Genomic DNA, 11,093 nt, shown 5'->3' with positions numbered 1-11,093 from the left:
AGTCATCCCTTCGTGGTGGCGAGCAGCTCGACGTTGCCGTCGAACTGCCACAGCGGGTTCGGTGCGTCCCCGGTCGGGGTGCGGACCAGGAAGTAGCCGTTCACTTCCTTCGGTCCGTCGCCATCGGCCATGAAACGACCGTCTGGGGTGACGTCGAGCTGGTAGATGGCCGACCCTGCGGCCTCGACGTCAGGGAGATGCCAGGAGACGACGCAGCGCCAGTCGTTGCCCGGCCCTTCGGCTGCGACCTTGACGCTGCCCTTGTCGCATGTCGCCGTGGCCTTCAACTGCGCTTCTGTCACGTCGGGGCGGTTGAGCCGCTCGGTCTGAAGGCGATAGAGATGAGCGAATGCCGTGGCGACCGAGCGCTGCACTTTGTCCTGTTCGATGCCGGAGCCCGTGGCTCCGGTTGCCGTGGCGACGATCGCGACCGTCGCTGCGACCAACCCGGCGAGTGGCAGGACTCCGGCGGTGACCGCGCGGCGCCCGGAGCCGTCATCGGTCAGGTTGGTGAAGTCACGCCGCACGAACAGCACATAGGCCAGCACTGTCGCGGTCACGGCCCACAGCAGGCTGACCACGATGCCGATCAGGAGCGGGCCGAGCTGTGCCGGGTCGGTGAACAGACCGTTCCAGGCGATGAAGGCGTAGCTCGGCAGGGCAAGGCGTACGGCGACGGGGAGCGGCATCATCTGGGCGAGCTGCATCGCGAGCGCGACGAGCGCGGGCATCAGCAATCCCATCGGGGACCGTCCCAGCGTGACGGACCCGAGCAGTCCGATCCCTGCGAGAGCGAGGGTCGGCGCGAGTACGCAGAGCCAGGCGAGCGAGACCTTCCCGGCGGCGCCCGCCGGTGTCAGCAGGTGGCCGTCGAGGCCGACCAGCGGCTGGTTGCCGACCGCCACGACCCCGCCGGCCGCGCTGGAGCAGGCCAGTCCGGCCACGAGCAGCAGGATGACGGTGATGCTGGCAAGTGCCTTGGCCACGAAGATCCGTCGGTGCGAGCGGATGGCTACCAGCAGGTGGCGCCAGGTGCCGAGGCGGTCCTCGGAGGCGAACACGTCACCGGCGACCACCGAGGTCAGCAGCGGGAGCGCCCAGGTGCCCGCGAAGCCGAGCATCACCAGCGGTCCGGCCCACCCCGTGGCATGCATCCAGCGGCCGAAGAGGGTGTCGACGGGGAGCGTGCTCTGCCGGCTCACCGCGGCGACGAAGACGGCGGGCACGATCCAGCAGGCGAGAACCAGCAAGCGGATCCGCCATTGCGAGACCAGTTTGACCAGTTCGAAGCGGTAGCCGCGCGGAACCGAGACGGGGCGGGCCGCGGCAACGTTGTCGACTGCGACGGTCCCGGTCATCGGTCGGCTCCGGTCTGCTGGGTGAGGGCGAGAAACGCGGCTTCGAGCGGGGACACCACGGGTGCGAGCTCACGCACCGCGACCCCCGCGTGCACGAGCTGCACCACCAGTTGGTCCAGGGCGGGCACCAGCGCGCGCACAACGAGCACCTCGGCATCGCGCCGCACGCCGGCCTCGGTGTCGTCGACGACGTGGATCCCAGCCGTGTCCACGGCCAGTCGCCGGGCGGCCTGTGGGTCGGAGGTCAGGAGCCGGTAGTCGAGCTCACGGTTCTCGGCGGCCAGCTTGCCCAGCGGGCCGGAGAAGGCGACCCGTCCGGTGGCGAGGATGGTGATCTCGGAGCACAGCGCTTCCAGGTCTTCCATGCGGTGGCTGGAGAGCACGACGCTGGTTCCGTCCGCCGCGAGGCGGGTGAGCACACCGTGTACGTGTCTTTTCCCGGCCGGATCCAGGCCGTTGGAAGGTTCGTCGAGCACGAGCAGCCGGGGCTTGGTGAGCAGGGCGGCGGCGAGCCCGAGCCGCTGACGCATGCCGAGTGAGAAGCCCCGGGCCCGGTCGTCGGCGACGTCGCTGAGCCCGACCTGGTCGAGCACGTCGTCGACACCCGCTGTCCGCGCGTCGCGGCCGCGGAGCGCGGCCAGCGCGGCGAGGTTCTGCCGGGCAGTGAGCGAGGGGTAGAGACCCGGTCCGTCCACGAAGCCTGCGACCCCGTCAGGCGCGGCGAGGGTCCGACCGACCTGCGTTCCCAGGATCTGGAGGCGGCCGCTGTCGGCGACGGCCAGGCCCAGCAGGAGACCGAGCAAAGTCGTCTTGCCGGCGCCGTTGGGCCCGACCAGGCCGTGGATCTGCCCCTGCGCCACATCCAGATCGACACCGTCGAGTGCGACGACGTCGCCGAAACACTTGGTGATCTCACGAGCCCGGACTGCGAGGAGTCTGTCCATGAGTCCCTTCCTTCGAAACACCAGGGACTCTAGGGACGGCACACAACGCAGGCACACGCGGCCGGTTGAACACGTAGGGAACGGATCGTCAAGGCGTCGGCAAATCCGGGTGCGCAAAGCAGCAAGCACCGAGCCAGAGTTGGGCAACCCTGCCGAGCCCGCACGAAGTGACCGTCCCACCAGGAGCCACGTCGCACTGACCGGACCGGCGGTTTCCGTCTGTCGTCACGAATCGTCAGATCAACGACGCTGGGGGCTGGATGAGGTAGAACAGGGCACCGGCCGTGGTCTAGAAGACCAGGGGACGGTCGGCGAGGGCCTGGGTGTTGTGGCCGATGCGCGCGAGGATGCGGCTGCCGGCGGTGGACGGGACCTCCTGGGACGTCGTGGACACCGAAGCCGACGAGGCCGTCCTCGGACGTCCCGGCAGCGGCCGCGGTTCGGGTAGAAGTGCGTTTCCGCAGACGCGGATGGCCGCTTTGGTGGAGCTGGGCAGCCGCGCGCAGGCCTCTACCGCCACCGGCGCCGATCTGCTGCGGCGGTGCCCGCCAACTGCGTCCTGCCGGTGATCAAGCAGTTCCGTGACGGGTCATGGCTTTCTTGATCCTGCTCGCGTTCGCCCTCATCGGTACGACGGTCATCCCGTAGACGCAGTTGTACGCCGCCGCGGGCGTCGTCGACGGGGGTGCCAAGCCCGCGAATTATCCGCTCATCCGTGCCGACGCGATCCTCGGCGCCGTCTTCGCCCGCATCATCAGCCTGACGATCATCGTCGCCACGGTATCCGCGATCGGCGGTACGGGTCCGCTTGCCTCTGCGGCCCAGGCCGCCACGCCGTTCGGTCCTGGGCGAGGCGCCCAACGGGCCGCGCTACCGCATCAACTGCCATCGCAGTGGTCGTCGGCGTCGCCGGCATGTCGACGATCCTGCTGGTGCAGACGGTCCTGGGCCGGGTCGGTCTGGCTTGACCCCTGATTTCACCCGGGCGTGCGGTGCCCCTATGCCCGGTTCCCGACCGCCGGGGTCTAGCGTCCCGCTGTGGGGCCCGAGTCGGCTTGCCCCATGCTGTCGAGCCGGAGGAGGACGATCTGCATGAGTGGCTACCCGGTGACCGAGTGGGCGGCCGCTGAGCTCCCGAAGCTGACCGTGGGGCGACTGCTGTCCGCATGGCAGCTGGACGTCCCGGCGCTGCTGCTGGTCGCCGCCCTTGGTACGTTCTACAGCTGGGGCGTAGTCCGGCTGCAGCGCAGGGGTGAGTCCTGGCCGTCCGCCCGTACCGCCGTCTTCGTGCTGCTCGGGCTGGGTGCGCTGGTGGTGGCGACGATGTCGTCCCTTGCCGTGTATGACCACGTGTTGTTCTGGCCGGCCGCGGTGCAGAACATCCTGCTCGACCTGGTCGCACCCCTCGGCCTCGCGCTCGGTGACCCGCTCCGGTTGGCGGTGCAGGCGCTACCGGAGGTCGCCGCCGGGCGGGTTCGCAGGGCCATGGCCGGCCGCCTGACGAGAGTGCTGACGTTCCCTCTGGTCAGTACGGCTCTGGTGCTGGCCACCGAGCTGACGGTGTATTTCACGCCGTACTTCGCCGCGGCCCTGCGCACCGGCTGGCTGCACGACCTGATGTACCTGCACCTGCTCGTGGCGGGATGCCTGGTCGTCGTGCCAGTGCTCACCCACGAACAAACGCTGCCCTCCTGGTGCACGCATCCGGTACGGGCGGGTCTGGTCTTCCTGGACGGTATCGTCGACGCCGTCCCGGGCGTCGTCGTCATGACGCACGGCACGCTGATCGCGGGCGCCTGGTATCTGCACCACGCGCCGTCCTGGTCCCCGGACGTCCAGCACGACCAGCAGCTCGGCGGCGGCGCGATGATCAGCATCGCCGAACTGGTTGCGCTTCCCTTCATGCTGGCCCTCCTGTACCAGTGGGCCCGCGAGGAACGCAGCCAGACGGCGGAACTCGATCGCCGTCTCGACAGGGAGCTGGCTCCGGTCGCTGCCGGTGTCGGCGCCCATGGCCCTGCTGCTCACGAGCCCGAACGTGTGCGCCCCTGGTGGGAGACCGAGAACAGCGAGGTGGCGGCCAGGATCCGCCGCCAGCAGGATGTTTGACCGGGTGAGGGGCACTCCTGGCGTCGGCCGCTTGGGCATTGTGCACGCGGAGCACACCCCTGTAGCCGGGCGGCTGTTCGGGCTGGGCGAAGTGTGGCAGTGCGGCGCGGTGGGCGCTCCCGCCGGTGGACGTCTCGTGGTGGACGGCGTCGACGAGGATTCTGAGCTGCCCCGTGTCCTGCAGGAACGTCGGCGTCGGCAGCGGGCAGCCGGGTCGGACAGTCCGTGCGGTAGTGCACACCTCTGCCGGTGCGTGGTGCGCAGCAGCGGAGTGGTCAGGCCTGCTGCGAGGGAGGTGACAGCACCCAGGCATGCGGCGAGGAAGGCGGTCCGTACGCCTGTCGCGTCGGCGATGATGCCCGCGGTCGTGGCCCCGAGGGGCTACCCGCCCCATGCGATCATGCGAGCTGTGGCGTTGACCCGGGCCTGGAGGTGGTCGGGGTCGACTTGTTGGCGAATGACGATGCCGTTGAGACTGACCAGGCCGTTGGCGGTCTGCCGGGCGGCGAGCGCGAGAAGCCCCGTGATCAGTTCTGGGGAGCACGCCCAGCAGGCGAGGAAGAGAGCGTTGGCCTCGAGGCCGCCGAGGGTGATCCAACCGACGGGCAGGGTCTTCTGGAGTCGGGGCAGAACAGTTCCGGCGAGCAGCGCGCCGAGAGCGGCCGCGGCCCAGAAGAGGCCTATGCGCCCGTCGTTGAGCGACAGGTCGAACCGCGGGCGGCCGTGACGACGATCAGGCCGATGACCCTGCCTTCGGTGAGGCCGTTGCCGATTCCGAGCGCGGTCAGGGGTCGCACCAGCGGGTGATGGCATTGTGGCGCAGCCCTTCCGCGTGGGAGGACCTGTGGGGCGGCAGGCTGATCCGGACCTCAGTCGGGCAGTCCCCAGAAGGATCCGTGCAGGCCGACCTGGGCGAAGTAGGCGGTGGCGGAGGCGGGGTCACGGCGGGTGTAGCCCGGTTCCAGGCGTCCGGTGTACCAGTCGCTGGCGAGGCGCCAGAGGGTGCCCAGATCCATTACGTAGCCGCGCTTCTGGCCCGTCCGTTGCAGCCAGGTGTCGACGCAGTCGGTGGAGCAGAACAGGCGCTGGTTGCCGCAGGTGCGCACGACATCGTCCCAGGCCCTGCGCATGGGGGCGAGGAAATGGGCCACCTGGTCGCCCTGCGGCGGCCCCTGTTGGCCGACCACCCAGGCATGCGGAGCGTCGCAGGCCGGACAGCGGGTGGCGACCAGGACGTCGGGCTCGTCCTCGAGCAGGTGGGGCATGGCGAACGAGTCCCAGGCGCAGCCGCCCCACCACAGTGTGTGCGCCCCCATGACGGAGAAGCCGAGCGGCACGGACGCGAAGGGGTGGGCCATCACAACCTGGTCGTGGTCCTGCGGATCCAGGACCACGTCGTGACGTCCGTGAAGGGTGCGCAACTCCTGACGCACCTGGTCGGGGACGAGTCCGGTGGGTGCGGCGAGTTCCGGCACGCTCGGAGCACGGCCGGTGCGGGCGAAGCCGTTGTAGACAGCCAGGCGAACCCTCTCCGTCCCGTGAAGGCTCGTCGGTGCTGCTGAGACGTTCCTGGTCATTCTTGTCATTCCTTCGCTGGTCGGGGCGAGGACTCCAGGGTGCGCCTCAAGGAAGCCGGGGGCTTGAACGCTCGTGCGGCACAACTGGGACATGACGCCTTCAGGGGAACGCGCCGCCTATTGGCGGTTCCCGGGCTTGCGCCGGAGGCCATGCACGCCCGCCTCGAGCACGTGCGAACGTGTACCTCCTCTCTGCGCAAGAGCCGTACTGTCCCGGCCCCCGGCGTTCAGGAGGTCAACGCACCCTGGTGGCCGCTGCGTTGCTCCTCCACCCGCACCTACGGCAGCCCGACGCGGCCCGGATCCACAGACCCACTCGGCCAAGGACGCAGGGCGGGCGAAACCATCCCGCCGGCCACCCTCACCCACGAACTGGGCGGGGCGGCCTGCCCGAGATCGAAGCGCGCCCTTCTCCGCACCGGGCCGCACAGCCACATCCGTGTCCAGGACGCGGCAGCCGGCCAGTCGATCGACTACGGGCCGACCAAGTGTGCTGCCGTCCTGGCCGAGGTCGACAAGGCCCTTGCCTCCCTCGCGGGCGAGCGCGCCCTGTGGCCCGGCGACGGCCTGCTGCCCCCGGTCCGCGCCGAGTCCAGGACCAAGCGCCCATCCCGGCCTGCCGCGCTCGCGGACGCGGGCAGGCACTGTCCCGCAGCTACGTCGAGCAGGCGAACCTGCGACACCTGCTTCAGCAGAGCGGTAGGTCCGACCTGCCCGCGACCAGCGACTTCCATGGCCGAGCCAGTGGCGCGTCCGGCAACTTCGGGCGGATGACAAACGGCGTCCGGTGCGGTGTATCGCACGGCGGCCGAACAACGTCGTACTGGTCCGTACTCGGCTGATTGGTCCACGAAGCAAGGTGCCGTGCCGGGCGTCGCGGGCATCGGAGGTCTTCGACCTGTGATCATGGAGCGTTCGTTGAAGGCGATCGACGAGGAGCTTCAGGTCGGGGGGCGATGCCTCACCGTCGTGTGACGCTCGTGGAATGCGCTGTAGGTGATGTGGTGAACTGGTTGGCCTCGCTGCCGACAGGTGCTTTGGTTGTGGGCTGGCTCTTCGTTGCCCTACTGGTCGCGGCCGTGGCGCGGGTCGGCATCCGGGCGCTCGTACCGGTCGGGGAACAGGAGCGGGTGCCCCAGATCGCCATGCCCCTGATGCCCACACTCGGCGCTGCCTTCGCGATCTTTGCGGCACTCTCCCTGGCCAGCGAGGCCAGCTACCTGCGCGCAGCAGAAGGGTTGGTGAGCGACGAGGCGGCCGCAGCCTCCCGCCTGGCGTGGGCGGCGACAAGTCCCCGAGTCCAGTCGGAGCCGATCCATTCGGCACTGCTGGACTACCTGCAGGCCACGCGTGTCAGGGAATGGGAGGGTGCGGCAGCGGCGTCCGGTGACGACCCGGCCACCGCTCGCGCGATCGCACGGCTGGAGCGGCGCGTGCGGGCCGAGGCGGCCCGCCCCGAGCTGGGAACCCCGGCGAGCACGGAGCTGCTGGTTTCCCTGGACAGCGTCACCAGCGGTCGTCGCGCACGCGTTGCGGCGGCCTCGCGCGACGTACCCGCGCTCTACGTCGTCACGCTTGTGGCCGGCGGACTGGCCTTGATCGTGAACGCCGGCGCTCTTATCTTCCGCAGCAGCCTACGAACGTCACTGCTCGTTCTGGGCGTTGCGAGTGTGGTCGGGCTGAGCCTGGCGTTGTTCTTCGCACTCACCGCGCCCTGGAGTGGACCGTTCACCGTGAGTGGGCATCCACTCGACGTCATCATCGGGGACCTGAAGTCGGGCTTCTTCGGCGGCGGGTCCTAGAACCAGCCCACTCCTGAAGTGCTGTGGAGGTGCTGTCCCATTCTTGAGGACAGGGCCACGACGGTCGCTGCGTCTGCCGTCCGGTCGCGCCCGACGGGTGGCGTCGGGGCATCGCGGATCTCCAGCCGGCGCCCGCGGTCGTCGAATGGGGGAGGCCTGAGTCTCGGGCGCGCACTTCTGGCAGACCTTTGCACAGGACGCCGCCCAGGGCTACGGGCGCCTCTTGGCGTGCGCGGCGGCCACATCACTATTCAACCGATTGGTTGACAAGCCAGAGGCCTGACCGTAGCGTATTTAACCAATCGGTTGAATATGAGAGGTGCGAGGTGGCCGACGATCGACTGTCGCTGGTGTTCTCCGCACTGGCCGACCCCACCCGGCGCGACATCGTGGCCCGGCTCGCCGCCGGGGACGCCACGGTCAACGAACTGGCCGAGCCGTACGACGTCACCGTGCAGGCCGTGTCCAAACACATCAAGGTCCTGGAGGACGCCGGTCTGGTCAGTCGCAGCAGAATCGCCCAGCGGCGGCCCTGCCACCTCGAGGCAGAGGTCTTCGACCTGATGACGAAGTGGATCGAGCGCTATCGACGCGAGGCGGAGGACCGTTTCCGCCGCCTCGATGCCCTCCTTGAACAGATGGACGAGCAGCCGGCGACGGACACACCGACGAAAGAGGCGGCATCATGAACACCACCGACCCGCACCACCGCAACGAGACGCGGATCGTGGCCGATCCGGATCTGCCAACCATCCTGATCATCCGGGAGTTCGACGCTCCGCCGGAGCGCGTGTTCCGGGCCTACACCGATCCCGATCTGGTCGTCCAGTGGCTCGGCCCGCGTCGGCTCACGATGCGGATCGACCGGTACGACGCGCGCAGCGGCGGCTCCTATCGCTATGTGCATCAAGACGGCGACGGAACCGAGTACGGCTTCCATGGTGTGTTCCACGAGGTGCGCCCCAACGAGCGCATCGTGCAGACCTTCACCTACGAGGGCTTTCCGGACGGCGTCAGTCTGGAGACGGCTGTCTTCGAGGACCTCGGTGGTCGCACCCGGGTCACTGGCAAGTCGCTCATGGACTCGATGGAAGCCCGCGATGCGATGCTCAAGAGCGGCATGGATCACGGCGTCCGAGAAGGCTACGAACGGCTTGACGAGCTGCTCGGCGGCCGGCAGGGCGACAGCACCGGCCGACGCACCGAGGTGGAGTCCTGATCATGGCGAGCACAGCAGCCGATGAGCACCGTACGGTGGCACGCGCCTTCACCGTCCGCGTACGCGGCACGGATCCGGAAGCGTGGGACAACCCGGCGCCGTGCGAGGGGTGGACCGCCCGGGACGTCGTGCGTCATCTCGTTGAGTGGTTCCCCGACTTCCTGAAAGCCGGAGCCGGAGTCGAACTGCCGAAAGGGCCCTCGGTGGACGACGACCCGGTGGCCGCCTGGGTGACGCACTGCGATGGGGTGCAGGCCCTCCTCGACGATCGGGCCACCGCACACAAACTGCTGTCGAACCCGCACATCGGAGAGATGCCACTGGACCAGGCGGTCGACCGGTTCTACACCGCCGATGTCTTCATGCACACCTGGGACCTGGCACGCGCCACCGGCCAGGACGAACACCTCGATCCCGCCAAATGCGCCCAGTTGCTCGACGGGATGCTGCCGCTCGACGACGTGCTCCGTGCGAGCGGGCAGTACGGACCGCGGGTCGAGGTGCCGGAGAGCGCCGACGTCCAGACTCGCATGCTCGCCTTCATCGGCCGCAAGTCCTGAACAGCCGGACGGCACCGTCGGCGGAGCCGGCCCAGGAGCGCGCTGCAGGTACGCCTCGCGAGGCCCCGGGCCTGCTGGAGCTGCCGGTTTCCGGGGGCTGGCCCTCTGTGGGGCCGATTCGGCCAGAAGGCGGGGGTGTTGACTGCACAGGTGGTCCGTTGCCCGCGGAACTGCTGTGCTACTTCGCCTTCTTCGCTGCGGGCCGGTCTCACATACACGTACACCAGGACCGGGAACATGATCAGGGTGGGGATGGTGGGCCACTGCAGCAGAAAGCCGATCATGATGAGGACGAAGCCGTCGTACCGCGGTGACGCACCCATGCATACGGTCCAGTGGCGGCCGGTTCGTCGCGCTGGACGGCTTCGCACAGGCGCTGCCAGGCGGCGGCGACCAGCCGGAACCCGGTACCGATGGCGATGGAGCCGGTCGGGTGGAAAGGGCTCAGGTGCGGGTCGCCCTGCCGGCCGGTCAGGTCGTTCCCCCAGGTGCCCGCCTGCGGCTTGTGCTTGCCGCCGCGTTCGGCCCACTGACTGCCGGAGTGCGGCTGGAGGTTGAGCGGACCGAACTCATCGACGCACAAGACCACGACCGGCTCACCGTCTTCGGGACGACCTCGCCGTCGGCGATCGCGCAGAGGTGCTCGATAGGGGCCTTCTTCGTGGCGTAGTCGGGGTCGCGCGAGGCCTCCCGGTCTTCACGCGTTGAAAGGAGACGGCCTCCTCGCGGAGCAGGACGCGCAGGGCCTCGTGGCTGATGTCGTCGACCACCCCCCTTGTCGACCAGGAAGTCGGCCGGCTTGGCCAGGCTCCGGGTCGAGAACGGCAGGCCGTGCTCGGTCGGCTCGGACTTGGCGATCTTCTTGACATCGAACGCCGCTCGGGCAGCGCAAAGTCCTCGGGCGACCGCCCTTGTACTCGGGGTGGAGTGCCTCGAAGCCGTCGGCGCTGAGGTCGTGGATCACATCGCGGACCCGGTCCGCGCTGGTGAACGTCACCTCGGCGAGCTTCGCCACCGCCATGCCCTGTGCTGACAGCAGTACCATCGGGGCCCGCCGCCACGACACGACCGAGCCGGTGCCTCTGCGGATGATCCGCAGCACCTCCGGCCTTCATCGTCATCGATCTCACGAACTCGCACACGTTCTGCCACCCGGACAGACTCATGGTGAGGCCCCGCCTGCGCCGGCACCAGAGCGGCGCGTCACATCAGGACAGGACAAACGTTGCCTGGTACGGCGCTAGATGCCCGCCGATGACATGGTGTGATGCGGTCTCGATGCCGCTGGTCCCGGATTGTGGCGGCCGCCGACGGGAGGCAGGGTGTTCTCGAGACCGTTTGGGCGAGGCGGATGGCACACGGCCTGTCACGGATGCGGGCTGTGGCTTGTCCTCATCGCGAAGCGAATTGTGTGAGCCGGGGACCGGCGAACTTGGTCACCGCCGAACGAGTGGGTCGGTACACCGGTCCGAAAGGCGGTGGCCGACGCAGGATCGTCCATTCCGGGCAGGCTTACGGAGGTGC

At 69.0% G+C, this 11,093-nt stretch carries 9 protein-coding genes and 1 pseudogene; 6 read left to right on the top strand and 4 right to left on the bottom strand.

Annotation, left to right across the window (positions count from 1 at the left end; genetic code table 11):
- Positions 1-2 precede the first annotated feature (2 nt).
- Both Q8A52_RS33190 and Q8A52_RS33185 read right to left on the bottom strand, forming a co-directional pair.
- On the bottom strand, positions 3-1,358 hold the full coding sequence (locus Q8A52_RS33190; RefSeq protein WP_316758180.1) for an ABC-2 family transporter permease: 1,356 nt from the start codon (positions 1,356-1,358) through the stop codon (positions 3-5).
- Positions 1,355-2,302, bottom strand: a complete 948-nt coding sequence (locus Q8A52_RS33185; protein WP_316758178.1) for an ABC transporter ATP-binding protein — start codon at positions 2,300-2,302, stop codon at positions 1,355-1,357. Before Q8A52_RS33185 ends, Q8A52_RS33190 begins: the two co-directional genes overlap by 4 nt.
- A gap of 1,092 nt (positions 2,303-3,394) precedes the next feature.
- Between Q8A52_RS33185 and Q8A52_RS33180 the strand changes: the two genes are divergently transcribed.
- Both Q8A52_RS33180 and Q8A52_RS33175 read left to right on the top strand, forming a co-directional pair.
- Positions 3,395-4,411 (top strand): cytochrome c oxidase assembly protein, encoded by a 1,017-nt coding sequence (locus Q8A52_RS33180; protein WP_316758176.1) that lies wholly within the window; start codon positions 3,395-3,397, stop codon positions 4,409-4,411.
- 450 nt (positions 4,412-4,861) lie between these two features.
- A complete protein-coding gene (locus Q8A52_RS33175; RefSeq protein WP_316758174.1) occupies positions 4,862-5,218 on the top strand; it encodes a hypothetical protein in 357 nt (118 codons plus the stop codon).
- A 62-nt stretch (positions 5,219-5,280) separates the two neighbouring features.
- Here the strand turns inward: Q8A52_RS33175 and merB are convergent, their stop codons facing one another.
- Complete coding sequence (gene merB / locus Q8A52_RS33170) at positions 5,281-5,988, bottom strand: organomercurial lyase (protein WP_316758172.1); 708 nt, start codon at positions 5,986-5,988, stop codon at positions 5,281-5,283.
- Between the two features lie 1,004 nt (positions 5,989-6,992).
- Here merB and Q8A52_RS33165 point away from each other — a divergent pair.
- The 4 genes from Q8A52_RS33165 to Q8A52_RS33150 all read left to right on the top strand — a co-directional run bounded on the left by Q8A52_RS33165 (position 6,993) and on the right by Q8A52_RS33150 (position 9,569).
- Entirely contained in the window at positions 6,993-7,790 is a 798-nt protein-coding gene (locus tag Q8A52_RS33165) for a bestrophin-like domain (RefSeq protein ID WP_316758170.1), read from the top strand.
- Between the two features lie 326 nt (positions 7,791-8,116).
- Positions 8,117-8,479: an ArsR/SmtB family transcription factor gene (locus Q8A52_RS33160; RefSeq protein ID WP_316758168.1), complete on the top strand. Its 363-nt coding sequence runs from the start codon at positions 8,117-8,119 to the stop codon at positions 8,477-8,479.
- Positions 8,476-9,009 (top strand): SRPBCC family protein, encoded by a 534-nt coding sequence (locus tag Q8A52_RS33155; RefSeq protein WP_316758164.1) that lies wholly within the window; start codon positions 8,476-8,478, stop codon positions 9,007-9,009. Before Q8A52_RS33160 ends, Q8A52_RS33155 begins: the two co-directional genes overlap by 4 nt.
- 2 nt (positions 9,010-9,011) lie before the next feature.
- Positions 9,012-9,569, top strand: coding sequence for a TIGR03086 family metal-binding protein (locus Q8A52_RS33150; RefSeq protein WP_316758163.1), 558 nt, complete (start codon positions 9,012-9,014; stop codon positions 9,567-9,569).
- A gap of 502 nt (positions 9,570-10,071) precedes the next feature.
- Here the strand turns inward: Q8A52_RS33150 and Q8A52_RS33145 are convergent.
- Positions 10,072-10,721 (bottom strand): annotated as a pseudogene (locus Q8A52_RS33145) (IS630 family transposase); the annotation flags it as partial.
- Positions 10,722-11,093: the final 372 nt, after the last annotated feature.

Origin of the sequence: Streptomyces herbicida, assembly GCF_032656585.1 — a bacterium.
GTDB classification, from domain to species: domain Bacteria; phylum Actinomycetota; class Actinomycetes; order Streptomycetales; family Streptomycetaceae; genus Streptomyces; species Streptomyces herbicida.
Note: the sequence above shows the minus strand (reverse complement) of the source record. Positions and strands in the feature narration are given on the sequence as shown.